The sequence below is a fragment of the uncultured Methanospirillum sp. genome (assembly GCF_963668415.2).
In the GTDB taxonomy this organism is placed as follows: domain Archaea; phylum Halobacteriota; class Methanomicrobia; order Methanomicrobiales; family Methanospirillaceae; genus Methanospirillum.
Genome location: NZ_CAXXDL010000001.1, coordinates 488134 through 513654, shown reverse-complemented (window position 1 = coordinate 513654; position 25521 = coordinate 488134). Strand labels below are relative to the sequence as shown.

At 52.9% G+C, this 25521-nt stretch carries 27 protein-coding genes; 19 read left to right on the top strand and 8 right to left on the bottom strand.

Annotation, left to right across the window (positions count from 1 at the left end; all coding sequences use genetic code 11):
• Positions 1–3: 3 nt before the first annotated feature.
• The 3 genes from ACHZA2_RS02430 to ACHZA2_RS02420 form a co-directional block, all read right to left on the bottom strand.
• Positions 4–1128, bottom strand: coding sequence for an ORC1-type DNA replication protein (locus tag ACHZA2_RS02430; protein WP_319540380.1), 1125 nt, complete (start codon positions 1126–1128; stop codon positions 4–6).
• Positions 1129–1266: 138 nt separating this feature from the next.
• Positions 1267–2439, bottom strand: a complete 1173-nt coding sequence (locus tag ACHZA2_RS02425; protein WP_319578390.1) for a cofactor-independent phosphoglycerate mutase — start codon at positions 2437–2439, stop codon at positions 1267–1269.
• Positions 2439–3374 (bottom strand): NAD-dependent epimerase/dehydratase family protein, encoded by a 936-nt coding sequence (locus ACHZA2_RS02420; RefSeq protein WP_319578389.1) that lies wholly within the window; start codon positions 3372–3374, stop codon positions 2439–2441. Before ACHZA2_RS02420 ends, ACHZA2_RS02425 begins: the two co-directional genes overlap by 1 nt.
• Before the next feature lie 39 nt (positions 3375–3413).
• Here ACHZA2_RS02420 and ACHZA2_RS02415 point away from each other — a divergent pair, with 39 nt between their 5' ends.
• From ACHZA2_RS02415 to ACHZA2_RS02355, 13 genes are all read left to right on the top strand, one after another.
• Positions 3414–4313, top strand: coding sequence for a methanogenesis marker 12 protein (locus tag ACHZA2_RS02415; RefSeq protein ID WP_319578388.1), 900 nt, complete (start codon positions 3414–3416; stop codon positions 4311–4313).
• Positions 4314–4409: 96 nt separating this feature from the next.
• A complete protein-coding gene (locus tag ACHZA2_RS02410; RefSeq protein ID WP_319578387.1) occupies positions 4410–4646 on the top strand; it encodes a hypothetical protein in 237 nt (78 codons plus the stop codon).
• Positions 4601–4912, top strand: a complete 312-nt coding sequence (locus ACHZA2_RS02405; RefSeq protein ID WP_319578386.1) for a PIN domain-containing protein — start codon at positions 4601–4603, stop codon at positions 4910–4912. Before ACHZA2_RS02410 ends, ACHZA2_RS02405 begins: the two co-directional genes overlap by 46 nt.
• Positions 4913–5125: 213 nt before the next feature.
• Positions 5126–6085, top strand: a complete 960-nt coding sequence (locus ACHZA2_RS02400) for a hypothetical protein (RefSeq protein WP_319578385.1) — start codon at positions 5126–5128, stop codon at positions 6083–6085.
• A 141-nt stretch (positions 6086–6226) separates the two neighbouring features.
• Positions 6227–6769 carry a pyruvate ferredoxin oxidoreductase subunit gamma gene (locus tag ACHZA2_RS02395; RefSeq protein ID WP_319540387.1) on the top strand — a complete coding sequence of 181 codons (543 nt, stop codon included), beginning with the start codon at positions 6227–6229 and terminating at the stop codon, positions 6767–6769.
• Positions 6769–7026, top strand: a complete 258-nt coding sequence (locus ACHZA2_RS02390; RefSeq protein WP_319540388.1) for a 4Fe-4S binding protein — start codon at positions 6769–6771, stop codon at positions 7024–7026. Before ACHZA2_RS02395 ends, ACHZA2_RS02390 begins: the two co-directional genes overlap by 1 nt.
• Positions 7027–8187 (top strand): pyruvate ferredoxin oxidoreductase, encoded by a 1161-nt coding sequence (gene porA, locus ACHZA2_RS02385; RefSeq protein ID WP_319540389.1) that lies wholly within the window; start codon positions 7027–7029, stop codon positions 8185–8187.
• Positions 8188–9069: a thiamine pyrophosphate-dependent enzyme gene (locus ACHZA2_RS02380; RefSeq protein ID WP_319540390.1), complete on the top strand. Its 882-nt coding sequence runs from the start codon at positions 8188–8190 to the stop codon at positions 9067–9069.
• Between the two features lie 158 nt (positions 9070–9227).
• The gene (locus tag ACHZA2_RS02375; protein ID WP_319578384.1) at positions 9228–11540 is read left to right on the top strand and encodes a PAS domain S-box protein; all 2313 of its coding nucleotides are present in this window, start codon (positions 9228–9230) and stop codon (positions 11538–11540) included.
• Positions 11537–12274, top strand: coding sequence for a response regulator (locus ACHZA2_RS02370; protein ID WP_319578383.1), 738 nt, complete (start codon positions 11537–11539; stop codon positions 12272–12274). Before ACHZA2_RS02375 ends, ACHZA2_RS02370 begins: the two co-directional genes overlap by 4 nt.
• Positions 12275–12321: 47 nt before the next feature.
• Positions 12322–12768 (top strand): GNAT family N-acetyltransferase, encoded by a 447-nt coding sequence (locus ACHZA2_RS02365; protein WP_319578382.1) that lies wholly within the window; start codon positions 12322–12324, stop codon positions 12766–12768.
• A gap of 23 nt (positions 12769–12791) precedes the next feature.
• Positions 12792–13796, top strand: coding sequence for a DUF1848 domain-containing protein (locus ACHZA2_RS02360; RefSeq protein ID WP_319578381.1), 1005 nt, complete (start codon positions 12792–12794; stop codon positions 13794–13796).
• 28 nt (positions 13797–13824) lie between these two features.
• Positions 13825–14109: an AN1-type zinc finger domain-containing protein gene (locus tag ACHZA2_RS02355; RefSeq protein WP_319578380.1), complete on the top strand. Its 285-nt coding sequence runs from the start codon at positions 13825–13827 to the stop codon at positions 14107–14109.
• Here the strand turns inward: ACHZA2_RS02355 and ACHZA2_RS02350 are convergent.
• The 4 genes from ACHZA2_RS02350 to ACHZA2_RS02335 all read right to left on the bottom strand — a co-directional run bounded on the left by ACHZA2_RS02350 (position 14096) and on the right by ACHZA2_RS02335 (position 16901).
• On the bottom strand, positions 14096–15079 hold the full coding sequence (locus ACHZA2_RS02350; protein ID WP_319578379.1) for an ADP-ribosylglycohydrolase family protein: 984 nt from the start codon (positions 15077–15079) through the stop codon (positions 14096–14098). The two genes, ACHZA2_RS02355 and ACHZA2_RS02350, sit on opposite strands and share 14 nt — an antisense overlap.
• Before the next feature lie 15 nt (positions 15080–15094).
• A complete protein-coding gene (locus tag ACHZA2_RS02345) occupies positions 15095–15829 on the bottom strand; it encodes an ABC transporter ATP-binding protein (RefSeq protein ID WP_319540946.1) in 735 nt (244 codons plus the stop codon).
• A gap of 80 nt (positions 15830–15909) precedes the next feature.
• Complete coding sequence (locus ACHZA2_RS02340; protein ID WP_319540397.1) at positions 15910–16314, bottom strand: pyridoxamine 5'-phosphate oxidase family protein; 405 nt, start codon at positions 16312–16314, stop codon at positions 15910–15912.
• 233 nt (positions 16315–16547) lie between these two features.
• On the bottom strand, positions 16548–16901 hold the full coding sequence (locus ACHZA2_RS02335; RefSeq protein ID WP_319578378.1) for a hypothetical protein: 354 nt from the start codon (positions 16899–16901) through the stop codon (positions 16548–16550).
• A 49-nt stretch (positions 16902–16950) separates the two neighbouring features.
• Here ACHZA2_RS02335 and ACHZA2_RS02330 point away from each other — a divergent pair, with 49 nt between their 5' ends.
• Together ACHZA2_RS02330 and ACHZA2_RS02325 are read left to right on the top strand one after the other, a co-directional pair.
• Complete coding sequence (locus ACHZA2_RS02330; protein WP_319578377.1) at positions 16951–18432, top strand: MFS transporter; 1482 nt, start codon at positions 16951–16953, stop codon at positions 18430–18432.
• Between the two features lie 78 nt (positions 18433–18510).
• The gene (locus ACHZA2_RS02325; RefSeq protein ID WP_319578376.1) at positions 18511–18720 is read left to right on the top strand and encodes a hypothetical protein; all 210 of its coding nucleotides are present in this window, start codon (positions 18511–18513) and stop codon (positions 18718–18720) included.
• 21 nt (positions 18721–18741) lie between these two features.
• Here ACHZA2_RS02325 and pyk read toward each other — a convergent pair whose 3' ends face one another.
• Positions 18742–20193, bottom strand: a complete 1452-nt coding sequence (gene pyk, locus ACHZA2_RS02320) for a pyruvate kinase (RefSeq protein ID WP_319578375.1) — start codon at positions 20191–20193, stop codon at positions 18742–18744.
• Between the two features lie 100 nt (positions 20194–20293).
• Here pyk and ACHZA2_RS02315 point away from each other — a divergent pair, with 100 nt between their 5' ends.
• From ACHZA2_RS02315 to ACHZA2_RS02300, 4 genes are all read left to right on the top strand, one after another.
• Positions 20294–20911, top strand: coding sequence for a metal-dependent transcriptional regulator (locus ACHZA2_RS02315; protein ID WP_319578374.1), 618 nt, complete (start codon positions 20294–20296; stop codon positions 20909–20911).
• Positions 20908–22758, top strand: coding sequence for a ferrous iron transport protein B (gene feoB / locus ACHZA2_RS02310; RefSeq protein ID WP_319578373.1), 1851 nt, complete (start codon positions 20908–20910; stop codon positions 22756–22758). Before ACHZA2_RS02315 ends, feoB begins: the two co-directional genes overlap by 4 nt.
• A gap of 83 nt (positions 22759–22841) precedes the next feature.
• The gene (locus tag ACHZA2_RS02305) at positions 22842–24263 is read left to right on the top strand and encodes an aldehyde dehydrogenase family protein (protein WP_319578372.1); all 1422 of its coding nucleotides are present in this window, start codon (positions 22842–22844) and stop codon (positions 24261–24263) included.
• Between the two features lie 190 nt (positions 24264–24453).
• Positions 24454–25491: a hypothetical protein gene (locus tag ACHZA2_RS02300; protein WP_319578371.1), complete on the top strand. Its 1038-nt coding sequence runs from the start codon at positions 24454–24456 to the stop codon at positions 25489–25491.
• Positions 25492–25521: the final 30 nt, after the last annotated feature.

Below are 25521 nucleotides of genomic sequence, written 5' to 3'. Positions count from 1 at the left end.
CTTTTATAGATATAAAAGAATTTTATCCGGATCGTAGCGGAGATTGATCAGTCGTGTCCGGCCCCTTCCTTCCTTGAACTGGAGGTTGAGCAGGCGAAGACTGTCGAGTTTCTGGACCATCTCGTAAAAGGTTGTGTACCCGATCTTCAGCTCCTTCTTTGCAATCTCAAAGAGAACGCCGGTTGTGAGCTGCTCGTCGCTCTTTGATTCCTTTGCGATCAGTTTGATCAAGGATTTCTCCTCTGCATTGAGGGATTTCAGACTGTACTGGAGATGGACATACTTCGATACTTTATATGCTTCCCTGATATGTTCTCTGCTGATCTCACGCTCTGCTGCCATCTCTGCGTTGAGTGCCGATCGCTTCAGCATATCGATGCCGACCCTGAGATCGGCTGAAGCCATCGTGTGGGCAGCAATGATCCTGAGCATCTCGTCAGAGAGGACACCCGGATAAAATCCCTGTAGTACCCTCTCGCGGAGGATGTTGTAGACCTCTGCCTCTGCGTACGGAGGAAAGTAGATCTCGGTCGGGGAAAAGACCGACCTGACGCGGCTGTCGATCTCGCGGGAGAGATCGACCTCCATGTCAGATATGATAACGATGACCCCTACCCGCGTTCCCGGATATGCCTCGTGGGATCTCAGAAGGAGATAGAGCACCTTGTTCAGTTCATTCTCGACAAGCAGGTAGTTCGCATCATCAAGGGCAACCACGACGACCCGGTTCAGTTCGATCATCGCCTGGGCAATCGACTCAAAGACCCGCTTGAATGAGTTCCCGGCAGCTGACGGGAGGTGCCCGGCAAGTTTCTTGTAGATCTCTGAAAGGATGGAGAAGCGGGTGTTCTCGATCTGGCAGTTGATCTGAACCGGCACCATCATCGATTCAATGTCATCAAGATCGCTGAAGATCTTCCTGACCGACGTGGTCTTTCCTGTACCCGGTGTCCCTTTGATGATGGCGTTGAGCGGTCTTCCCCCTTTCAGCCCTGGCTTTAGAAGGAAGGAGAGTTCACGCATCTGGTTCTCCCGGTAGTTGAACTGATCGGGAATATAATCTATCTCAAAAACGTCGGGGTCCCGGAAGAGGGTCTCATCCCACATCAGTAAACTCTTCTTCGGCATGGCTTCCCCTTTATATTACAGCCCTGTCTCTCTCTGAATGAGGCCGGTTCTGGTGACGTATTGGAGGTGGGATGACTAGATGTTGTCGGTTCCCTGATACATCAGTCACCTCTCCTCTCTGCTTCCCTTTTGCAGGAATTACTCAGAGAGGAGGAGAGGGAGAAGGTCAGTCCCCTTCATCGATCCAAATCCGCCTGAAGCAGCCTCTTTCTCCGAGAACCTGGTGCAACCGTCTGTTTTGATCCCCCTGATTGCAAACGGAACCGGTTCCATGGTATGGGTCTTCACCCTGATTGGGGTAGGGTGGTCAGGCAGAACTGCTATCCTGCCATCAAAGTTCTGCATGATTACACCAAGCATGGCATCGACCCGCTCGATCGCGAGGATCTTCTCTTTAAGGTCTCCCATGTGGCCTGCTTCATCTGGTGCCTCGACATGAAGATAGAGAAAGTCAAGGCGTTTGAGTGCTTCTATGGCGTATCGTGCCTTGGCGTTGTAATCGGTGTCAAGGAACCCGGTTGCTCCAGGAACCCTGATGATCTCCATTCCTGCATATTGTGCAATCCCGTTGAGAAGGTCTACGGCAGAGATCATTCCTGCTGATATCCCCCACCGCTCCGAAAAACGTGAGATCTCCGGACGCTTACCGCTGCTCCAGGGCCAGATGTGGGTCACCGGCTTTTTACCTGCAGCAATCCGTTCCTTGTTGACCGGGTGCTTGTCAAAGACCCTGCTGCTGATCTCCATGAGTGAGAGGATGAGATCCTGATCAGGTCCCTTCGGGAGCCACTCCTCGATCTTTTGATCTACAATATCATGTGGCGGTGTTGATTCGACTCCTCCGCCACCGGGCATGACCATCAGATTGCGATAACTGACACCTGGATAAAAAACTGCCGTTTTATAACGATCTGTCTTCCTGAGTTCATCGTTCAACGCCTCAAGCAGAGCTGCCCCTTCCGGACTGCTGATATGCCCTGCAGAGAAGTCTGTCATGACCCCGTCTGTGATGGTGACGAGGTTGCACCGGTATGCCATATCAGCAGGTCCGAGATTGATCCCCATGCTTGCGGCTTCGAGAGCGCCTCTTCCTGTGTAGCAGGTCTTCACATCGTACCCAAGGACGCCCAGGTTGGCGATGTCACTTCCTGGCTGGTATCCATCAGGAACGGTCTTGAGCAGACCCATCGCTCCTTCCCTGGCGATCTGATCCATGAACGGAGTATCAGCCGCTTCAAGTGGAGTTCTTCCCCCGAGTTCGGCGATCGGCTCATCTGCCATCCCGTCCCCGAGGACGATCAGGTACTTCATCACTGCCCCGAGAGCGCTGCCCTGACTGCCTGCCTGACACTCTCATGGCTGCCGATCTCCGGGGTGTACCCGAGCGTCTTGAGTTTCTCAACCGAGAGTTGCATCTTTGGGACGTCTCCAACCCACCCGCGACTCCCACCGGTGTACCGGTACGATACACCGGAGAGCCCTGCCTCTTGTACCAGGATATCTGCAATGGTGGTCACATCGATCCAGTCCTCTGACCCGATGTTGTAGGTGTTCACCTGTTCATTGGCGTGTGCAATCACGTACGAGATCGCGGCAACACAGGCGGTCACTTCAAGATATGACTTGGTCTGTTTTCCATCTCCGAGGATCTCAAGTTCCTTCTGGTTTGCTTTGAGTTTCCTGATAAAGTCGGTGATAACCCCGTGTCCGCTTCTTGGGCCGATGATATTGGCAAACCTGAAAATGTAGCCCCTGACCCCGAAGCTGTGACAGTATGCAGATATCAGTGCCTCACAGGCGAGTTTTGCTGCACCATACACCGAGACCGGCTCCATCGGTGTGTAAGTCTCCGGTGTCGGGATAACGGTGGCTTCCCCGTATACGGTGGAGGTTGATGTGAAGACGATCTCTGGGATCTTGTGTATTCTGATCGCTTCGAGCACCCGGTGGGTTGCGATGATGGTATTGTTCAGCTGGGCGTCAGGAGTGACCGCACTCTCCCTGACGTCAGGATCTGCGGCGATATGCCATACGCGGTCGGCGCCTGCACAGACATCCTGCCATCCGGGTTCGAGCAGGTTTGCCCTGACAAACCTGACTGCTCCTGAATCGATGTGCCTGCTGATGAAACGCAGGTCTCCGGCGAGGAGGGCATCGATCACCACAACCTCATCTCCCTGCGCTACGAGGTGATCAACTATATGGGAACCGATGAATCCGGCTCCGCCGGTTACGATACTACGCATCCATACAAATATTCCTCTCCTTCTACCTAAGCGTAAGCCATGTTCATCGGGATCGATCACGGAACAACAGCCATGCGGTTTGCAGGGGCGGGTACCTGGTTTAAAATACCGCGTAAGGAAGCGACCGGCTTTTGCATGACCGATCTCGCACGCCTCTCACCAGATAATACTCTTGACGATATCGAGGGGATTGCAGTAACCTACTCGATGGGTGACAACTTCTCGGCAATAACAAATATCCAGAACCTGAAAAACCGTGGACTTGTCAGCCGGGAGGGCGCCGGTGAACATACCGGTGGTGGAACCCGGGTCTTTGATGAGGTGAAGAGAAGTGGCATTCCTGCAGTAGCCATTCCCGGCCTTCACCGCGGCTCTCCTACTGATCCCAGGTTTAAAGTGTATTCCCACCAGGCGAGTCCTGAAAAGATCGGGATTGCATACGAAGTGATCCGGCATCTCGGCCCTGACTGCATCGTCTGTGATATCAGTTCCAATACCGTTTCTCTGCTGGTACGAGACGGACGTATTGTCGGAGGTTTTGATGCCTGCCTCTTTGCACCCGGGAGGGTCCATGGTGCACTAGATCTCGACGCTATCAGGGCAGTGGATGCCGGTGAAATATCAGCAAACGATGCATTCCTCCACGCCGGTGTCGGGAAGACCCTGCCTGAAGATCAGCAGATTCCGGCCCTTGCCATGTTTGCAGCGATGGAGTGTGCCTCGCTTGCCCTCCTGGCTCCCGGTGCACCGGTCGCCCTCTGTGGAAGTCTGGCAGATGCCGTTGAACCGGGAGTCACCGAAATTCTTAGAACGAGACCACTGGTTCTTGATGAATGGGCAGCAGCGAGAGGTTTGTCTGCCATCGCAGAAGCGGTCTTCAAAGACAAGGTGGATGAGATTATCGGAATTCCGGTTGCGATGGATCCTTTTAAGGAATAATAAAAAAAATTCTTCCAATTCTCCATTCTGTTCTCATGTACATGTCGAACGAAGGAGATATGTGGGAAGGGATAGATCTATTGGTTGTAATCTGATATGACTGAAGATCTTCAATACGTGTACGACGATGCAGGTCACAAGACCGCTGTGATTGTTCCTATTGAAATATGGGAGAGAGTAGCGGAGGCAGTAGCAGGAAAGAGAATTCATGATCTCTCCCGGTATTACGGTGTTTATCGAGATTACATGCCCAATCCTGATAAAATAGCGCAGGAAATAAGAGAAGAATGGGATCGAAGATGGTCTCATATCTTGTTGACACCAATATTCTGATACACATTCTTGCAGGTGATATTCCTGCAGGTGCCTACTCTAGGATGAATGAGATCTACTCGAGTGGGTTTTCTATATCAATAATATCCAAAATAGAGTTACTTGGATGGAGAGGAAACACCCCGGACGGGCTTGCAGTCGCCCGTGAACTGATTCATGAAGCAGAAATTATTTCTCTCTCTGATCAAATTGCAGATATTGCAATAACCCTTCGCCAAAACACTTCAATCAGGCTTCCTGATGCTGTTATTGCTGCAACTGCATAATATCATAAGGCAACATTAGTGACCAGAAATGTAAAAGATTTCCGAGGGATCGAAGGTCTTTCTCTGTATAATCCATTTGAATAGTTTTTGCCGTAAGATCAGCATCCCAAAATGGTTCCCTGCTGATTTCGCAACCACTTTATCTTTCAGGATCACTTATTGACATTCAGGACTGGTACCATTTCTGATAACAGACTTCTGGAGAAACCGTTCATGTCGGATTCCTACCGGTCAGGTACATTGAACAAGACCATGTGGGTCTTCTCTCTGCTTCTATTCCTCCTGGTACTCTGTCCTCACTCATCTGCTGTATCACCTGATCCCGCATTATCCATGTCAGGAGATCCTGCGGTGATCACCGTGGGTGTGTATGTAGTAGATTTCAAGAAATTTGATGTCCAGGAAGGAACCAGCGAAGTGGATTTTTATCTCCATCTGAAGTCAGGCTTCCCGATCACCATCAACGATATCGAACTGATGAACGGTGATATCACTTCAGTAGATCAGGTTCACAATACTACATATGACAAATATTACCGTGTACATGCAACGGTGAGCACAGATCTCACCCTTCAGAATTACCCGTTTGATTCAGAGACGATACGAATAGAGTTAGAGCCCAAGGATCTCTACGAAAATGAGGCAGTCCTTGCCATTGATACCATCAAGACCGGTATGGATCCGTCTGAAAAGATAGATGGATGGTCATTTGTGAATGTAAGTTCCTCGATTGACAGCCAGATTTTTCCTGGTGATGGAAAGGCATACTCACGTGCAACCTTCTGTTATACAATGAAGAGGGAGGCCTTGTCTAATGTACTCAAGTTCTTTCTCCCCATCTTCCTGATCGTCTGTATCTCTCTTTTCTCTCTTCTTATGAAGGTGACCTCACGCCTCAGCCTGAACTCCTCAATGTTCCTGGCAGCTGTGCTGATTCACTGGCGTGTGGTCAGCGAGATCCCGAACCTCTCGTACGGAGTTTTTCTTGATATCTTTATGGTCATTACATATGCAACCCTGATGATGGTGCTGATATCAGGCATTCTCAGGATCCATTTCACGGACAGCGGTCAGAAAGAGCGGGCCGAACTGGTGCACCGGGTATCGAAATGGTTCATCCCCGCCTTCTGTATTCTGAATTATATCTGGCTCTTCTATACGCTCCGGGCCTGAGAAATCTGGCAGACCCTGCTCCTTCTAAGTTGTGGCGCAATTTATGGGGCCTTTCCTAGTTTCCCCTCATATAATGGGCAATCTTCCCTCAGGGTTTGGGTTTTATATGATTAATCGTGTAAAATATACTCGGGATTTCTCTTGAGAGAACTACGAATACACGGAAGAGGTGGTCAGGGCTCGGTCACGGCTGCCGAACTGATCGCGGTAGCGGCCTTCAAAAGTGGTGTCTACTCCCAGGCATTCCCGGCTTTCGGGGTCGAGAGACGCGGAGCTCCGGTCCAGGCATTTGTCAGGTTCTCAGATAATAAGATCAGGCTCAGAAGCCAGATCTACGAACCTGATTATGTCATTGTACAGGACAGTACACTCATCAAGGATGTCAACGTCTTCTCCGGGATGAAAGAAGGTGGTATCATCCTGATCAACACTGAAAAGGGACTTGACTCACCGGTTCCTGCCGGTGTAAAGGTGATCCAGCTCGACGCAACCAAGATGGCACTTGAGATCCTTGGTGTTCCGATCACCAATACTACCCTGATGGGCGCTTTTGCTGCAGCAAGTGGTGAGATCACACTTGACGCACTCGAAGAGGCAGTACGGGAGCGTTTCTCCGGCTCTCTGGCTGATAAGAATGTGAATGCTGCGCGTGCAGCCTTTGATCTTATTAAGGGAGGTGCCTGATGGCTCTTCGTATCGGGTGTGCAGCAGCACCCGGGCAGGCCCAGGAGAACAAGACCGGTTCATGGCGTGTCTTCAAACCGGTCTATGATCACGAGAAGTGTACCGGATGTGGCATGTGCCAGCTGGTCTGTCCTGAAGGCTGTGTTTATCCTCATGACAAGAAGTTCGATCCAGACTATGACTTCTGCAAGGGCTGCGGTCTTTGTGCAGCAGAATGTCCTGCAAGTGCGATTACGATGACCAAGGAGGAGAAGTAGATGAAGGGGATTCTTGAAGGATCACACGCAGCCGCCGAGGCCGCAAAGTTATGCAGACCTGACGTGGTCTCTGCATATCCTATCACTCCTCAAACCCATATAGTGGAGCGGCTTGCCGAGATGGTTGCCGACGGAGAACTGGACAGCGAATACATCTGTGTTGAGAGTGAATTTTCCGCCCTGTCTGCATGCCTTGGTGCATCAGCAGCCGGGTCACGGGTATATTCAGCGACCTCTTCACAGGGTCTGCTCCTCATGGCTGAAGTCTGCTTCAACGTGGCCGGAATGCGTCAGCCGATCGTCATGTCTATCGCAAACCGTGCAGTCGGAGCACCGCTCTCTATCTGGAACGATCAGCAGGATTCGATCTGTCTTCGTGACTGTGGCTGGATCCAGCTCTACGCCGAGGATGCACAGGAGGTCCACGACTTCCACTATATCGCGTACAAGGTTGCAGAGGATCACCAGGTTCTCCTCCCGGTCTTCATCTGCTTTGACGGGTTCATCCTCTCTCACACGTATGAGCCGGTGGATATGCCAACCCAGGCTGAAGTTGATGAGTTCCTGCCTCCATACAAGCCATACAATATGCTCGATGTAAAGAATCCACTCAGCATGGGCATGTATGCAACACCTGAATACTACATGGAGTTCAGGTACGAGATCGATCAGGCCATGGTAAGGTCTGCTGATGTCATCAGAAAGGTTGGCAAAGAGTTTGGCCAGAAGTTCGGACGTGACTACAGCAACCTGGTTGAGTCATACAAACTAGAGGATGCTGAAGTGGCCATTGTAGCCCTTGGGTCTGTCAGCGGAACCATCAAGGATGCGATCGACGAGATGCGTGCCGATGGCAAGAAGGTCGGGCTGCTCAGACTCATTGCGCTCAGACCGTTCCCTGCAGAAGATGTCAGGAAGGCTCTTAAGGGTGTCAAAAAGGTCGGGGTCTTTGAGAAGAACATCTCGATCGGTTCCCGGATGAAAGGAGCAGTGGGATACGAGGTCAAGGATGCCATCAACGACTCGTCGGTACCTGTGCTCAGTTATGTTGCCGGACTTGGTGGCAGAGATATTACCATAGCGGATATTAAAAAGATGGTCGGAGAGATTGAAGCAGGAAGAGGGGATTGCTTCCTGGGCCTTCGTGAGGAGCTGATCTAAATGGCAGACAAGACCTGTGAACTTGTTGACTGCGGACATCGCGCCTGTGGTGGGTGTGGACCGGCATTTGCTGCCCGGCTGATCCTGAAAGGATCAGGCCCGGAGTCCATCGTCTGTGCATCAACCGGGTGTATGGAAGTATTCTCCACACCGTACCCGCAGACTGCCTGGAAGGTTCCCTGGATCCACTCGCTCTTTGAGAATGCTGCAGCAGTAGCATCTGGAGTCGAGTCAGCACTCAAGAAACAGGGACGCAAAGAGAATGTCCTATGTATCTGTGGTGACGGTGCAACCTTTGATATCGGTATCCAGTGCATCAGCGGTGCATTTGAGCGTGGACACAATATCACGTACATCTGCTACGATAACGAGGCATACATGAACACCGGAATTCAGCGTTCCGGTGCAACCCCGTACGATGCATCAACCACGACCTCTCCGGCAGGAAAGCGTTCGACCGGAAACAACCGTCCAAAGAAGGATCTTCCCCAGATCCTTGCAGCCCATGGGTCACCATACGTTGCAACCTGTTCGATTGCATACCCGAACGATGTCATCAAGAAGGTAGACCGGGCAGTCCAGACCGAAGGGCCCTGCTACATCCAGATCCACACCCCATGCTGCACTGGCTGGGGTTTTGACGGTGCAAAGACCGTCGAGCTCGCCAAGATGGCGATCGAGTGCGGACTCTGGGTCAACTACGAGATGGTGAACGGAAAGGTAGAGAAGGCCAAGAAGGTTAAGAGAAAACCGGTTGAAGAATATCTGAAATCCCAGAAGCGGTTTGCACACCTCTTCAAGCCTCAACGCAACGATGTCGAGATCGCTAAGATCCAGGCTATCGCTGATGCAAATGCTGAAAAATACGGGATCGATCTCTGATCAGACAACAATCATAGTAACCAATCTATCTTTTTTCGCTTCGCGGTTTCTCCTGATCAGAGTAGTTATGAAGTTACACCTCGACGTCTATATGATCCAATAATTCTTCCTCACACAGCGGAAAATTCATCAGATCAGGCAGGCATCAGGAGAACAGGATGATCCCGGTACTCTTTATCGACGATAATAAAGAGCTCTGTACCCTTTTCCAGATATATCTTGAGGAGTCTGGCGAGTTCTCAGTGCATACCTGCGACAACGGCGAAGAGGCCCTCTCCTACCTGAAGACACATCAGGTCATGGCCGTGATATCCGATTATGACATGCCTGAAATGAACGGGATCGATCTGCTCAGGCAGCTGCGGAATATTCATCCCCGTCTCCCGTTCATCATGCTCACCGGCAATGACAGCAAGGATACCGCCATTGCTGCCCTGAATGCCGGTGCCGATTTTTACCAGAACAAGGCAGATGACTTCGAGGTGCAGGTTCTCGATCTCTCTCACAAGATCAGGATCCTCTCAGGCAGGCACGAGGCAGAAGAGGCGGCAAGGAAAAAGGATGGCATACTTGCAGCCATAAGTCATGCAGCTGAGCGGCTGCTCCGGGGAAGCGGCTGGCAGGAGGATATCGAGGAGGTCCTCGGGCATCTTGGCAGGGCTACTGACGCTGCTTCAGTCTTCGTCGCTGGAAAAAGAGATGATTCATCCGAATCCGTAATAGATCCGGTTATCTGGGAACGGATACCGGGCCCCGGCGGGTCCGGCAGGTTTGACCAGATTCATGCCTGGTGGCAGGAATCAAAGCGTGCAGAACGTCTTGCAGCAAACCAGGAGATACAGGATGTTTTCATACCTCTGGCAGAGGAATCTTCCCATGGCGTTTCAGGTACAATTCTTCTGATCCCGGTTTTCCTTGACACCGACTGGTGGGGGGTTCTGGGGATTACTGACCGACGAAACAGCCGGGTTTTCAGTCCAGAAGAGGTAAGTGCACTCCGGATGGCTGCCCGGGTCATCGGCTCGGCACGGTACAGAATGTACATCGAGGAGATCTTCAGGAACCCGGTAGAAGAGTCACTGGTCGGGGTGTTCATTGAGGATAACTCCAGGTTCCTGTATGCAAACTCCAGGTTCTGCGATATGTTCGGGTACTCACGGGAAGAACTCCGCAGGTTTCAGACGCCCCTCTCGGTAATTCATCCAAAGAGCCGTGACGAGATATGCAGCGTTATTAAAGATATCAAAGAGAAGAAGATCCCATTCAAACACTTTGAGATAGCAGGAGTAAAAAAAGACGGCAGGACGATCTGCCTTGAGGTCTACCTGACCACCCTCCCTGGTGAAAATCCTGACTGCCTTATTGGAAACGTGATGGATGTCTCTGATCAGCATCGAGCCAGAAAGGCCCTGGCAGAGAGTGAGAAACGGTTTCGAAGTCTCTTCAGCAACATCAGCGACCTCGTGATCCTTCACCGTATTCCTGCTGAGGGATCAGAGATCATCGAGATCAACAACTCTGTCTGTGAGACGCTGGATATCAGTCGCGATGAGATCCTCTCCCTGACACTCACCTCCCTCGCCCCACGTGAACACGAACTAGCTAAAGTCCTCTCCCATTGTGAGGAAGCAGCGACGTCCGGTCGTGCAACGGTCCAGACCTGCCTTTTAAAAAGTAACGGGAGTCCGATCCCTGTGGACCTTGTGACACACCGGATACTGATGGAAGACCGGGCCGTACTCCTCTCAGTAGCCCGTGATATCACCGAGCGTATCGAGGCTGAGGCAAAGATCCGTGCAGGAGAAGAGCTTCTCAAACGCAATATGCTCGTTTCACTTCATGAGAAAGAGACCCTTTTACGTGAGATCCATCACCGGGTCAAGAACAACATGCAGATCATCATCAGTCTGCTCAAACTCCAGGATTTTAAGGTTGAAGATCCAAAGGTGCATGCGATAATCAGGGACTGCCGGAGTCGAATCTACTCGATGGCAGTGATCCATGAGAAACTGTACCAGACCGATGAACTGACCTCTATACGACTTGATGAATACATCAGCGATCTTGCAGACCGGGTGATGAATGAGTTTGACAGCGGAGAGGATCGCATAACCTTCGTTCTACAGTCTGATCACCCGGTTCTCATGGATATCGGGACCGGTATCCCGCTTGGGCTGATCCTGAATGAACTGATCACAAACAGCATGAAGTATGCCTTTGATCCTGACCAGACCGGTGAGGTACGGGTTGTACTACATCGCGAGAGCGACTCACTGATCATCACTGTTGCAGACACCGGCCGTGGCCTCCCTGAATGGTTCACAGCCGGGAGTTCAGCCACCCTCGGGACTGAACTGATCCGTGGTCTGGCCCTGCAGCTGGATGGCACCGTGGCCTGGAAGAGTGATCATGGTACGGTATGCACACTCACGATCCCATATCCTACCATGCCCGGGGAAGAGACATCATGACAAAAGGCAAGAAGATTCTTATCGTTGAGGATGAGATGGTCATCTCTCTTGAGATAGCCGCAACGCTCAAGCGTCTCGGTTACGAGGTGGCTGGCCAGGCCATCACCGGCATTGAAGCGCTCAGGCTTGTTGAAGAGACTGATCCCGATCTCATCCTGATGGATATCAGGTTGAAAGGGGATATGGACGGGATAGAGGCTGCCTGCCAGGTCAGTGACCGCTTTGACCTGCCGGTCATCTTCCTTACTGCCCACTCAGATGAGGTAACACTTGAACGGGCTATCGCAGTCAGCCCTTCAGGATACCTGATCAAGCCGTTTAAGGACAGGGAACTCTACTCCTCTATCGAACTTGCCCTGCACAAGCATGAGATCAGGCAGCGGATTCGGCCTGAAAAGATCGTACGTGAAGTTCAGTCTGATCTTGTCCACCTCTCTGGTGTCAGTGCCCTCGTTATCAGTCCTCGTGGAATCGTTATCCGGGCAAACCAGAATGCATGTGATCTCTTAGAGACAGATCAGGCTGATCTCTGCGGTACCAGGATCACAGCCTGGATCTGTTCGGATACGGCCACGGCTGATACCCCCCCGGTAACCGAGGGTTCCATTCTTCCCTGTAATGTTGCTATAAGGAGTCAGAAGGGTACAATTCGAAAAGTCTCCATCGAGACCGGGTTCATTGCAGGCGAAGAGGGGCGGATCCAGGGGTACCTTCTGGTCATCACCCCTGTCTGATGAGATCCTGATCCATCTCATATCACAATCTCTTCCATATCGAACCCATGACAACAACATCTGTTCTTGAAATATCCACTCCCAGCGGTGTCGTCACAGTTTCACAAGCCATCACAGCCCGGCCCGACGATATGCGTGAACTCTACCGTGCCGGTGACTGGTGGGATGAATCCTGGGATGAGGCATACCTCTCTGCAGTCGTTGAGAAGGGTTTTGCATTTGTTGCAGCTGTAGCACCTGATGGGACCTGGATCGGGATGGGACGGCTCATCTCTGACGGCGTCTCCGATGCATACCTGCAGGATATTGTGGTTCTCCCTGCATGGGAGGGGCATGGTATCGGTTCTGCCATCGTCAGGTGTCTCCTCTCGATCTGTAAAGAGAAAGGGATCGGCTGGATAGGCACCGTAGCCGGACCTGAAACCGAGTATTTCTACCGCAGGTTCGGGTTTGCACGGATGAACCGGTACACTCCGATGCGGTATGAGCGATAGACCTCCGGTTGGGGTGGAGAACAGTGGGTGATCGCCAGGTAACGCTTGCAGGAATGCCTGCCGGATCTTCACCCGGTGTGGTTGTCACCGAGATCCATCCGGTCATCATCTCGGTGAGCAGGGCTACAGACATTCCTGCATTTTATATGGGCTGGTTTCTGCACCGGTTCCGTGAAGGATATGTCATCTGGAAGAATCCGTACCGGCAGAACAGGAGGCAGAAGGTCCTCTTTGACAAGACCCGTGCTGCCGTCTTCTGGACAAAGGACCCTGGTGCCCTTCTTTCCAGGGCAGATGAGATCGATACCTTTGGCATTCACTGGTATGCCCAGGTAACCCTGAATGATTATGAGAATCTCGGGTATGAACTCCGGGTCCCTCTCCTCGAAAAACGGATCCGGGATTTTCAGGAACTGAGCAGACGGCTCGGAAAGGAACGGGTTGTCTGGCGGTTTGACCCCCTGCTCCTCTCTGACACGCTCCCGCTTCAATCCCTTTCAGATCGTATAGAGCATCTCTTCACAGAGCTCGGTCCGTACTGTGAGCGGATGGTCTTCAGCTATGTGGACATCGCCGGGTACCGCGGGGTAACGAGGAATATGAAGCAGTACGGGCTGACAGGGGTCAGGGAATTTTTGCCAGAAGAGAAGTTGCAGATTGCACAGGTGCTTCAGCGTTGTGCAGAAAAGTACGGAGTTCTGGTCATGGCCTGCTGCCAGGCCCTAGACCTCAGCGGGTTCGGGATTGTTCCTGGTCGCTGTGTTGATGACCGGCTTTTTTGCAGGATCGCAGGAGAGGATACTGAGTTCATAACCTGGCTCAACCGGGATGCACGCAAGGACACCGGACAGCGGGCTCATTGCACCTGCATCGTCTCCAAGGATGTGGGTGAGTACTCAACCTGCCTGCACCAGTGCCGGTACTGCTATGCAAACCGGAGCGACGAGGTGGTAGCAGGCAGGTACCTGCTTCATCGCCAGGCCATGAGCCGGGGGATCATCCCCGAGTCGATCGTGCCCGAGTTCTGATAATCTTTATCTGAGTGAAACCCTCATTATGGATCAGATGGTTGAATGTGAGTTCTGCGGAACCAGTGTCTCGGGAGGTTCTGCATTTACCTGCACCTATTGCCATGGGACCTTCTGCCCAGCCCACCGGCTACCCTTCAACCATGCCTGCCCGAAGATAGAGGAGTGGCGGAGCGCAAAACCGTCAAAACAGAAGGGATCCACACGAAAGGCGGGCCTGGGCATTCTTGCTGATCAGAAGGGACTCATTGCGGGCGGAGTGCTGATGCTTGCCCTGATCATCATATTTCTTCTGATCTTCAGGGTGCTCTGACCGGGAACCTTCTGCTAAGCAGGTTCCCGAGTTCAATCAGGTAGTCTCTCCCATACATTCCGTTCTCAAGCCCTGTAATCAACTCTGCAGGCAGATCTTCACCCCGGGAGCCCGGAGTGAAAGAGATCAATGCCGCTCCAAGGGCGATTGCAGCGGTTGTGTCGGTATCGCCTCCGAGCAGGACCGACTCACGGAGTACCTGACAAGGCTCTTCTCCATACCTGGCAAGGATGGCAACCACGGCACCAAGCAAAATGAGCGACTCTGTATATGGTACCCCGTATGAAGCATGTTCACGCAGTATTGTCTCCGGGCTCCACCCGGAACCTATGACTCTGCGAAGATACTCTTCTCCTTCCGGGGTGAGGGCAGATATCTGATCAGGAAGGTCCTTGAGGATCTCAAGAAACGATTTCCCCGAGTAGTACCGTTCGTGACAGATGAGTGCTATCCCAACTGTTGCAGCGATGGCATCAGGATGGCCGTGTGTGATCCGGGAACTGAGCATGGCACACCTGATCACTTCTTCACGGTCTGGGATCAACCCGATTGGCAGTGCCCGCATGGCAGCTCCATCACTCTTCCGCTCCCTGATCTCCTCCCGGGTGAGACTCAACAGGAATTCGGAACCAGTTTTAGAATCCTGCAGCATTCTGGTTGTGACCGGTGAGTACCCGGGACGAGGGTCACGTTTATAGGCCAGAAGCAGGCTCTCTGCCAATTTTTCTTCTGTGAAGGGTTCTGCTGACACGAGAAGATCTGCAACCCCTATTGCCATCTGGGTGTCATCAGTGTACCGGCTAGAGCCCTTGTATATGAAGATCTCATCAGGGAGACGTATCTCATATCTGCTCCTGTTTTCAAACCCTGCACCGAAGGCATCACCGATGGCCATGCCGATAAGAAGTCGTGCACCGGTGCTGAGATCCTGCAGAACTGGTGCTGTATTGAAGTGGCCCGGGCTCATCATAACCCGAAAAAAAAGTTATACGATCTTGTCACAGCGGAGGCACTCGTTGTATCCTTTATCCTTGATCAGTTTCAGGATCTCGCGGGGGTTACCGTGGCATTTGAACTCACCGTTTATCATCACATGCCCTTTGTCTACCTCCAGGTAGTCCAGGATGTACCCGGTATGGGTGATGACAAGCCCGCTGTTCTTCCGGTTTGCAAACCGCTGGTGTTTCTGGAGAAGGTGAGCGATGGCTTCTCCCATGAGATGAATATTCTCCAGATCCACCCCGCTCTCCGGTTCATCAAGCATGATGAACGAGGGGTCCTGCACCATCATCTGCAGGATCTCGCTCCGCTTGATCTCCCCTCCTGAGAACCCCTGGTTAATATCACGCTCTAGAAAATCGGTCATGTTCATCCGGGTGATGGCAGGCTGAATATCCCGATCTTTATCCGGATTGATGACGTTCAGCATCTTACCAAGCTTCAGGCCTGAGATCGTCGGCGGGCGCTGGAACATGATCCCCATACCGAGCCTTGCCCGTTCATGAACCGGCTTGTCGGTTACATCAACGCCGTTGAAGATGATCTTTCCGCTGGTGACCTTATAGGCATCAAAGCCCATGATCGTCATCAGGAGGGTGGATTTCCCAGAACCGTTCGGTCCCATGAGCACATGGGTTTCCCCTAACTCGATATGCAGATTTACCCCGTGAATAATCTCACGGTCCCCTATCGCGACATGCAGATCCTGTAACTCAAGCATAGACGGTTCTCTCATAGAATTCACTCTTCAGGCCATTTGATATTTGCCTGATGAAAGCAATCTGCTGGCCCCGAACCAGATCAGAGCAGTTGTTTTCCTGCATCAGTACCTGGCATACACTCAAAGACGCTGGTGATCCTGAGTATGAGCAGGGATTTTGCCGGAAGACCTGGCTTCTTCTCATGGATCATCTCGGTCATACGGGCATGTTCCGGTCCTGATGTCTTCACTGTCACGTCGGCTTTTATCTGGTAGCACCCTTTTGCACCTGCTCCGTAGAGATAAAGAGCAGCCTTCGGGTTTTCAAGGACATTTTTCAGACTCTTGTGCATGAAGTTGTCGCCGATCCAGATCGTCTGGGGATCGATGAGAAAGACAGAACCCATCGGAGCAACGTTCGGAACGCCATCCTTTGAGGCGGTTGCAAGGGGAAAGACCTTCAGTGCTGAGAATGCCTCTGTCATTTCTGGGGTTAATGCCACCATAGTAGTAACATGGTTTCCCCGCCATCTCATTAATCTTCGGATTGGACAGCAGGGAAAGAACATGGTGCTGATATTCAGATCATAGACCAGGAACAATGATCCGTGCTCTGGTTTCCCTTAATCTGTGAAGCTTCCTGGTTGGGTTTTCAGGAATCGGGGTAGTAGGATTCTTGTTGGTATGCACCAGGTCTTCGCTGTTCATCGACAGACTCTTGCCCCAACCTTCCAGTGGTCTAATCCTGCAGTCTGATAATATATCCTTCAATTCCGGTAAGCGTCAGAGGCGAGGTAAAAATGCCCTTGCCGATCACGATCCCTTCAACAATAGCCTGATCCTTGGTGAGCAGGATGCATGAGACTGCAAACGATCCCTGTCTGTTGATCCCATCCTGGATCTGGCTTCTTACCTCTTCCCTGCAGACCTGCTGAATCAGGTCAGGCAGACTGACAAGCCCGGTCTCGACGAGATCGGTCGGTGCGTATCCGGTAACCCGTTTTGATCCCTCATCGACATGCTCAAATCCGAGTGCCGCATCTGCCCGGCACCGGAAAGCCATCGCGGTGATCTTCCTGTTCTGACGGTTCATAATATCATTCAGAAGGCTTACCTTCCGGGAGCAATCACTATACAGAGAGATGGGGACAAGAAAGGTAAAGCCTTATGGAATTGATCCCGGATTGCCGGAAGTACCCGGCTTACATGAGGGTCTGACCATGCTTCCTTACCGGAGAAGGGTCTTTCTCGTCCCGGTTCTGGCGTTGATCGTTCTGGTGGTGATGTCAGGCGAGGCAATGCTCACTGCCGCCCTTCCCCAGATAGCCCATGAACTCGCTGCACCCGGTGTCTTCAGTTCGTGGGTTCTTCCTATGGTTCTGCTCGTCGGCGCAGCAGGAGCCCCGTTCATCGGGACTGCCGGAGACCGGTTTGGCAGACGCAGACTCCTCATCCTCTCTCTGGCGATCTATCTTACCGGCCTCCTTCTCGGGCTCATTGCAGATCAGATCGTCGTGCTTCTCTTCTCACGTGCGTTGCAGGGGATCGGGATCGCCTGTTTCCCGCTGGCGTATGCCCTTGTACGTGACAACCTTCCCGAACGTGAGTCAGATGTCGGAATCGGTATCCTGAGTGCGATGTACGGTGCAGGTATGTTTCTCGGTGTCATCTTCGGCTCGTTTATGACCGAGCTCTTCTCATGGCGGATGACCTACCTTGCCCTCATTCCTGCGACAATTCTGCTGATCCTCCTCACGGTCAGGTTCATTCCCGGTTCGCATCACAAGCAGTCTGACGAGGGTCACGGCCTAGACTGGGGCGGTTTTCTCACCCTTCTCTCTTCGCTGTTCCTCGGTCTCATATCCCTCTCTCTTCCAGACGGGGAGAGTGAATCTCTCCTCCGTGTGATCTGCGCAGTCCTGGCACTGGGCTTTGCTGTTGTATTCCTGTCCATAGAACTCAGGCTCAAAAAACCCCTGGTTGACATCAGAATGGCAGCGCAGCGCCCTGCCCTCATCCTGCTTGGAATCGGAACGCTGACATTATTCCTGTTTATGATGCTTCTTCAGGAGATGCCGTTTCTGATACAGTCATCAACCGGCCTTGGGTTGAGTGCGGCTTTTGTCGGAATTGTTCTGATGCCTGGCACCCTGTCAGATATGATCTCAGGCCCGCTCACCGGAAGACTCGTCCTCTCCCGTGGTGTCCGCCCGGCATGCCTGCTTGGATCGATCCTCTTGCTCTCTGCATCAGGGCTCCTTCTGGCAGGTATCCCTTCGCTGCCAGTTCTGGCCGTTGTCTGGATGCTTTTTTCTGCAGGAATGTCGGTCACCACAACGGCATGCATCATCGCGTACATCGGATTCTTTCCACCTTCCCGCACAGCCGAAGCGACCGGGCTTGTCCAGAGTGTCCAGACCATCGGGGCAATGATAGGGCCCGTCTTCACCGGAGTGGTTCTGGCAGAGGCAACGATCTCCTCTGTCAGGAATGGATCGGTATGGACCGAACCAGCCTCGTTTACATTCACGCACCTGCATGGGGCTGCCCTCCTGCTGAGTCTTCTCATCCTCTTCTGCTCATCACTGATCAGGACCGGGCAGAAGAACGACCCTTCATGCTGAAGGCCAGCAACATGACCGGGTGCCAGTAGGTGCGCCTCTCTATGACTGATATCAGGGTGCAGGACAGATCAGATACAGATGACTTCTGAAAAACTCTGTCCGTTTGACAAACAGCCCTGCATCAGGGATGCCTGCGCTGTCTGGTCATCAGACAAAGGGCTGTGTGCCTTTGCCCTCATTCCTGCTGCATTATCCGGTGTGAAACCAGTTCCGCGGTCAGACGAAAAAAGGGAACGATCCGCATCATCCGGTCTTTCAGGGCGGTTCAAGGACCCGCTCTTTGATTAAAGACCCGGACTCTGGCCGGGATTATGGCACGTTCTGAACCTTGATCATGTTGGTTCTGCCCTGCACTCCGGCAAAATTACCTGCGATAATGATGAGCCTGTCTCCTGATCTGATCAGTTCCTTCTCCTTTGCCAGGTCAAGAGCGATATAGAAGAGTTCGTCAGCGGTATGGATCGGCGTGTGAATACATGGGATCACCCCCCACCGAATCAGCAGCCGTCGTGCGATCTGCTCATCAGGCGTGATAGCAAGGATCGGGGTTCCCGGTCTGCATCGCGATACCCGTTCTGCAGTGATCCCTGATCTTGTGAATGCCACAATAGCCCTGCTCTCAAGTTCGTTTGCAAGGTAACAGGCACTGTAACTGATGATCCCTGACGGCCCTGTCTCATGCCACAGTCTTCTCTCGTCAAGGATCTGACGATATGGGAGGTGCCGCTCGGTCTCACATGCGATCTCTGCCATCATCTCTACAGCCCGGGCGGGGCCCTTCCCGATCGAGGTCTCAGCAGAGAGCATGGTTGCATCGGTACCGTCTGCGATAGCGTTTGCAACATCGGTCACCTCAGCCCTCGTCGGCCTTCCATGCTCAACCATCGATTCAAGCATCTCTGTCGCGGTAATTACCGGTTTTCCTGCCTTGTTGCAGGATCTGATGATCTCTTTCTGAACGTAGGGCACACAGGCTATCGGGAGTTCGACACCCAGGTCTCCCCGGGCAACCATGATCCCGTCTGCTGCATTCAGGATCTCGTCAAAGAGATCAACTGCATACTTTGTCTCGATCTTCGCAACCAGTGGGATCTCGACCTGTTTTTCTAAAAGAAACGATCGAACAGATGCAATATCTGCTGCCGATCCAACAAAAGAGAGTGCAATGAAGTCGGGATTCAGGTTGGCAGCAAAGTCGAGGTTCCGGATAAGTTCTTCGTTGGCATACGGGATATCTGGTCTGCGACCCGGGATGACCACGCCTGCACCGGTCCGGATCGAACCACCTGACACCACTTCAGCCTCTATGGTCTTCCCAACGCAGGTGACCCTGAGAAGAACTGCTCCGTCAGCAAGAAGGATCGCATCTCCTTCGCAGACAGTCGGGATGTATGAGGCTGGTCCGATCCCGATCTCGCCCTCGTGAGGATCAGCAGAGAGGATCACCTTCTCATGAGGTAGGAATGATCCGTCATCTACCGGAAGGGATCGCACCCTGAGTTTCGGCCCTGGCACGTCGATCATCACCGCGACCTGCCTGCCAAGTTCTCTGGCTGCAAGCCTGATCATGGAAATAATCTCCTCGTGCTCTTCCAGGGTTCCATGGGAGAGGTTGAGCCGTGCAATATCCATCCCGGCGCGGATCATATCTCCGATTGTACCGATATCAGAAGAGGCAGGCCCGATTGTGGCGATGATCCGGGTCAGCCTGACACCGGGGCCTGACGGAGAGGTGGTCCCTGTATGTATCCCGCTCATCATATCTGTACATCCTCGTCTTTCTATATAGTCCGGATCAGTCATCCCCTGAAAACATGCCTTGTTCGATCTGATTAAAACCCGGCAATGATAACCATGATGCATGGATCCGGCAGAGCGTGAAGATCTTCTTCTTGCAGTCTCCCGTCTGGAGTCACGCAATGGTAGAAGCCCTGACGCTGCAGAGATAGCCGGACTTGTGGAGCGGGATCTCCCTGAAGTTCAGGATGCTCTGGGTGAGATCGCAGCATCCGGAGAACTCGTTATTGATGCAGGCGGCCTTGTCCATCTGACCACCTCCGGTGCTGCAGCTGCACAGGCAGTGATGAAGAAGCACAAGGTGCTTGAGACGTTCTTTGAAGAGATGCTTGGCATGGATCGTAGCACTGCCCACAAACAGGCATGCACCCTTGAACATCATGCATCAGAAGAGACGATCAGCCGTCTCAATAGCTTCATCGGTTCAGACCCATCCTCCCTGAACTCACAGGGGTCAGTCTGTCACATCCTTGCCGAGTGCCATGAAGGTGAACGGGTCTGCATCGAGGCGGTAAAAGAGGGCAGACGGGCCGAACGGCTTGCAGATCTCGGACTTATCCCTGGTGAAGAGGTGATCATTCTCCGCCGTATGGCAAAGACGGTACTTATCCAGGTGAAAGGCTGCAATATTGCCATCAGCGCTGATATTGCACGGCTGATTCTTGTCGGTGCCTGCAGATGAAGATCGGGCTTATTGGGAATCCGAACGTTGGCAAATCGCTCATCTTCTCCCAACTTACCGGTGTAGGCGTAGAGATCAGCAATTATCCTGGTACTACCGTTGATCTCTGCACCGGCACGGTCTGTCATGAACGAAGGCAGATCGAGGTGGTAGATCTTCCTGGTATCTACTCACTTGACGGGGCAAACTCGGAAGAAGAACTCGTCAGGGATACCGTGGTTACCCATGCCTTCGACGTGTATGCAGTCATTCTTGATGCGACCCACCTAGAACGCAATCTGTACCTACTTCTCCAGCTGCTTGAGTTCAACCTGCCGGTCATTGTGATCCTCAATATCGTGGATGAGGCAGCGAAAGCAGGGATCACAATCGATATCGAAAAACTCTCATCCCTGATCGGTGTTCCGGTCATCCCGACTGCAGCATCACTCGGACGGAACATCGATCAGATCATTCCGCTTGCAACGAAGCATGCAAAGACCGGGACATATCCGGTCCAGTATGATCTTCATATCGAGGCAGCAGTCCGGAGCCTGCAGCGTCTTGCCAGTACCGGCCGTGCAGAAGCCATCCTCGCCCTTCAGGGGATCGGCAGCGATCCGGTGCTGATGGATGCAGCAGCCACGATAGTTCCTGAGATCATCGATGAGCACCGGATGTCTGTTCACCAGTTGATAGCAGCGAACCGCCATCATGCAGCCTCCCGGATCGCTACAGCGGTAGTGACCACAAACACCCCCGGACTCTTCTCTGACCCTGATCAGTACCTGACAAGAGTATTTCCCGGCATCCCGATCATGCTCGTCTTTCTCGCCTCGATGCTGACGATCGTCTTTGTGATCGGGTCGTACATGGAAGAGATCATCGTCGATATCTTTGAGTTCCTGATGGTAAGCCCGATCAGGACAGCAGGCTTCGATCCTCTGGTATCTGAAGTACTGCTGTCACTCGCGATTGCGATCCAGGCCGGACTCGGTGTCGCCTTCCCGTATGTCTTCACGTTCTACCTGTTGATCTCACTGGTTGAAGACTCGGGATACATGACCAGGATCGCGTTCCTCTCCGACCGCGTGATGCACCGGTTTGGGCTGCACGGTCAGGCTATCATTCCAATGGTCCTCGGTCTCGGGTGCAATGTGCCTGCCATCATGGGAATCCGCCAGCTCGGCACCAGGCGGGAGAGGACAATAGCAGCAGTGCTGATCACCATGGTTCCCTGCTCTGCCAGGACTGTTATTATTGCAGGAATCGTTGCAGCCTTCATCGGCATTGCAGCTGCCCTCTCCCTCTATCTCATCGTCTTTGTGCTGATTGTCATAACCGGTGTCCTCCTCTCACGAATAACACCTGGAAACCCGCTCGGCATGGTCCTTGAGCTCCCCCCGCTTCGCACTCCCCGGCTGCATCAGGTGATCACACGATCCTGGCTGCACATCAGGGAGTTTCTTGTTATTGCGATGCCTCTTCTGATGGTCAGCAGTGTCATCCTCGGGCTTGCCGGGTATTATGGGATCACAACCCTCTTTCAGAATGCGGTCGCCCCGTTCATGGAGAATGTGCTCGGTCTTCCCGGATTTGCTTCAACTGCCCTGCTCTTTGGCATTCTTCGCAAAGAGATGGCTTTTGAGACCCTCATCGTTCTCGCAGGCACAGCAGATCTTCCATCGGTGCTGACCTCGCTTCAGCTCTATATCTTCGCCCTTGTCAGCACCCTCTTTGTCCCGTGTATCTCGACCATCGCAGTTCTTTCGAGGGAGATGGGATGGAAGACTGCCATGCTCATCGCCTGTTATACCCTTCTCCTGGGGCTTGGAGCAGGAGCAGTCCTGCATCTGGTTGCTGTCTGATTCAGGTCCATCCTCTTATTATGGCCCGCGATATGATGTATCCAGAACGGTGAAGATAAGAGTTCCTCTCTCCCACTCATTGCATGGATGAGTGGCCATGCATCGTGGGCGGGCGTGAGCGGAAGACTGATGACCGGTACGTGATCAGAAATCCTTTTTCAGGAAATTCAATAGGTCAGGTATGCCGATGCAGCGGTGCAGATATAGAAGATTCGCTGCAGACAGCAACGGCAGGTGCAGCAGAGACTGCCCTGCTTCCTGCCCACCGGCGCGCTGCGATCCTCCGCCGTCTTGCCGAACTGATGACAACTCATCGCGAGGAATTTGTCAGCCTCCTCATCGCTGAAGGAGGAAAGCCACGCAGGAACGCTGAAGGTGAGACTGCCAGGGCGATTGAGACGATCCTGATATCGGCAGAGGAGTCTGTGCGGATCGGCGGTGAGGTGATCCCCCTGGACCGGACAGTGCCGGGTGAAGGTTGTGTAGGAATTGTCCAGCGTTTTCCTGTCGGGGTTGTTCTTGGGATAACGCCGTTTAATTTCCCGCTGAACCTTGCCTGTCACAAGCTTGGCCCGGCAGTTGCATCAGGCAATGCTATCATTCTAAAGCCTGCCTCTGCAACCCCGTTCTCGTCACTTCTGCTCGGTCGGCTGCTACTTGAGGCAGGGTATCCTCCATCTGCGGTCAGTGTTCTGGTATGCAGGCCGGATGATGCCGAAGTTCTCGCAGCAGACCCGCGTATCGGGTGTGTATCATTTACCGGTTCGCCTGACGTCGGCTGGCGTCTGCGATCCCGTGCCTCATGTGGGAAGGTGACACTCGAACTCGGGGGAAACGGTGCAGTCATTGTGCATGAGGACTCTGACCTCTCCCGTGCTGCTTTCCGGATCATTGAAGGTGGATTCTCCCAGGCCGGTCAGGTCTGCATCTCGGTTCAGAGGGTATTTGTGCACCGGCCGGTGTATGAGCCCCTGCTAGCCAGGCTTTGCGAACTGGCTGACGCTCTGGTTATTGGCGATCCCGCAGATCCGAAGACCGATGTGGGGCCGATGATTTCAGAGGAAGCGGCTCAGCACGCGTTGAAACGAATCAACGACGCCTGCACAGCAGGAGCAACCCTAGTCAGGGGTGGCACCCTGACCGGGTCCCTCCTGCAGCCTGCTATCCTGACCGGCACATCTGGAGGAATGGAGGTGAACTGCAGGGAGGTCTTTGCACCGATCATCACGGTCACTCCGTATGACCGCTTTGAAGAGGCAGTTGATGCGGTCAATGACTCGGTATACGGGCTTCAGGCCGGAGTATTTACCCGGGATCTTTCCAGGGCCAGGTATGCGTTCTCCCGCCTTGCGGTCGGCACCGTCATCATCGGGGATATCCCAACCTTCAGAGTTGACATGATGCCATACGGCGGGGTGAAACGCTCGGGATGCGGACGGGAAGGTCCCAGGTATGCAATTGAGGAGATGACCGATGCCAGAATGATGGTGATCAGGGATCTCTGATTGACGGTGTCATTTATTAGTGCCCTGAATTATCAGGTGTTTATACATCCCGGGTCTGAAGCTCCGATCAGAGAACATAAATGCCGGAATTGTACAACCTACTATCAACGGACGTCTGTTTCCGGAATCAACTCAGTGAGACGAGAAGGATACTGGATTTAGTCGGTCTAAATTATAAACCTGGGGTCGTATGAAGCTGGAGAGAAATAGCATTATCGCGATCGTGTTCGGCATAACTCTTGCGATCCTTCTCCTGTTCAATCTCGTGACCTCAGGATTCAAACTTGATCTGAAGGGAGTCCTGGTCTCTATATATTTTGCTGTCTGGGCCGGGGCGGTTACATTTGTGCTTTTCACCTTTATCCTCCCGTTTATAAAGACGAGAAAGGAAGAGGGGAAGAAGGCAAAGGGTGGCACTAAACCCGGGGCAACTCCGGTCCCGTTCAAATCCCCGAGATCCGGGCTCCCGGTACGTGAACGGATCACTGCATATGTTACCGAGCGAAGGCGTGAAGACGGGCTTCCCGCTCCTGAACCACTCCGGCCTGCACGCCCGGCCTCCGGGACAGTTGTTACCGCCGCAGCGGCCGGGGCTGCAGCTGCTGGCATGGCAGTATCTGCTGCAGCCTCTGCCCCTGAAGTCTCTGGTTCAGACAGCGGAGAGATGGGAGATCTTCCGCTCCCTGACGACTTCGGCTCTGTTGAATCAGAAGGCGACGCTGGTGAACTCCCGGGTCTTGATGATGACCTGGGAGGATTTGACGACTTTGAAGGCGGAGATGAGTTTGGCGGAGGCGACGAGATGCCGCCGGACTTTGGGGACGACAACTCCGGTCTCCTTGGAGATGACGGGGGTGCGGCGATGGCAGCGCCATCAGAGCCGGCAGAGGCTCCTGCAGAGTCACTTTCAGATGGAGGCCTCCCCGGGTTTGACGGTGACCTTGACTCCGATATAGGAGAGTCTGATATCATGGGCGATGATTCGATGATGGATCTCTCCGGTGATGATCTCCTGGTCATGGATGAAGAGCCCTCATCGGCCCCGGCAGAAGAGTCCGGGGGATCTGATGGCGGTCTCTCTGAGGCCGGGCTCCCTGATCTCGATGAAAGCCTCTCGCTTGAACCTGACATGATGGACAACGATCTATCTGGTGGCGACGAGGACTTTGGCGATATCGAATTCATGGATCTCGAACCTGAAGAGCCGAAGAAGCCTTCGAAGAAATAACCCTTTTTCGATCAGAAACCATCTAAACAC

Coding starts and splice junctions, on each gene's coding strand:
- ACHZA2_RS02330 (WP_319578377.1), top strand. CDS start 16,951: ATGGGGACAAGAAAGGTAAAGCCTTATGGAATTGATCCCGGATTGCCG.
- ACHZA2_RS02350 (WP_319578379.1), bottom strand. CDS start 15,079: ATGATGAGCCCGGGCCACTTCAATACAGCACCAGTTCTGCAGGATCTC.
- ACHZA2_RS02365 (WP_319578382.1), top strand. CDS start 12,322: ATGACAACAACATCTGTTCTTGAAATATCCACTCCCAGCGGTGTCGTC.
- porA (WP_319540389.1), top strand. CDS start 7,027: ATGAAGGGGATTCTTGAAGGATCACACGCAGCCGCCGAGGCCGCAAAG.
- ACHZA2_RS02390 (WP_319540388.1), top strand. CDS start 6,769: ATGGCTCTTCGTATCGGGTGTGCAGCAGCACCCGGGCAGGCCCAGGAG.
- ACHZA2_RS02420 (WP_319578389.1), bottom strand. CDS start 3,374: ATGCGTAGTATCGTAACCGGCGGAGCCGGATTCATCGGTTCCCATATA.
- ACHZA2_RS02400 (WP_319578385.1), top strand. CDS start 5,126: ATGTCGGATTCCTACCGGTCAGGTACATTGAACAAGACCATGTGGGTC.
- ACHZA2_RS02335 (WP_319578378.1), bottom strand. CDS start 16,901: ATGAACCGTCAGAACAGGAAGATCACCGCGATGGCTTTCCGGTGCCGG.
- ACHZA2_RS02380 (WP_319540390.1), top strand. CDS start 8,188: ATGGCAGACAAGACCTGTGAACTTGTTGACTGCGGACATCGCGCCTGT.
- ACHZA2_RS02415 (WP_319578388.1), top strand. CDS start 3,414: ATGTTCATCGGGATCGATCACGGAACAACAGCCATGCGGTTTGCAGGG.
- ACHZA2_RS02340 (WP_319540397.1), bottom strand. CDS start 16,314: ATGGTGGCATTAACCCCAGAAATGACAGAGGCATTCTCAGCACTGAAG.
- ACHZA2_RS02315 (WP_319578374.1), top strand. CDS start 20,294: ATGGATCCGGCAGAGCGTGAAGATCTTCTTCTTGCAGTCTCCCGTCTG.
- ACHZA2_RS02410 (WP_319578387.1), top strand. CDS start 4,410: ATGACTGAAGATCTTCAATACGTGTACGACGATGCAGGTCACAAGACC.
- ACHZA2_RS02305 (WP_319578372.1), top strand. CDS start 22,842: ATGGATGAGTGGCCATGCATCGTGGGCGGGCGTGAGCGGAAGACTGAT.
- pyk (WP_319578375.1), bottom strand. CDS start 20,193: ATGATGAGCGGGATACATACAGGGACCACCTCTCCGTCAGGCCCCGGT.
- ACHZA2_RS02430 (WP_319540380.1), bottom strand. CDS start 1,128: ATGCCGAAGAAGAGTTTACTGATGTGGGATGAGACCCTCTTCCGGGAC.
- ACHZA2_RS02325 (WP_319578376.1), top strand. CDS start 18,511: ATGACTTCTGAAAAACTCTGTCCGTTTGACAAACAGCCCTGCATCAGG.
- ACHZA2_RS02300 (WP_319578371.1), top strand. CDS start 24,454: ATGAAGCTGGAGAGAAATAGCATTATCGCGATCGTGTTCGGCATAACT.
- ACHZA2_RS02405 (WP_319578386.1), top strand. CDS start 4,601: ATGGGATCGAAGATGGTCTCATATCTTGTTGACACCAATATTCTGATA.
- ACHZA2_RS02355 (WP_319578380.1), top strand. CDS start 13,825: ATGGATCAGATGGTTGAATGTGAGTTCTGCGGAACCAGTGTCTCGGGA.
- ACHZA2_RS02375 (WP_319578384.1), top strand. CDS start 9,228: ATGATCCCGGTACTCTTTATCGACGATAATAAAGAGCTCTGTACCCTT.
- ACHZA2_RS02345 (WP_319540946.1), bottom strand. CDS start 15,829: ATGCTTGAGTTACAGGATCTGCATGTCGCGATAGGGGACCGTGAGATT.
- ACHZA2_RS02370 (WP_319578383.1), top strand. CDS start 11,537: ATGACAAAAGGCAAGAAGATTCTTATCGTTGAGGATGAGATGGTCATC.
- feoB (WP_319578373.1), top strand. CDS start 20,908: ATGAAGATCGGGCTTATTGGGAATCCGAACGTTGGCAAATCGCTCATC.
- ACHZA2_RS02425 (WP_319578390.1), bottom strand. CDS start 2,439: ATGAAGTACCTGATCGTCCTCGGGGACGGGATGGCAGATGAGCCGATC.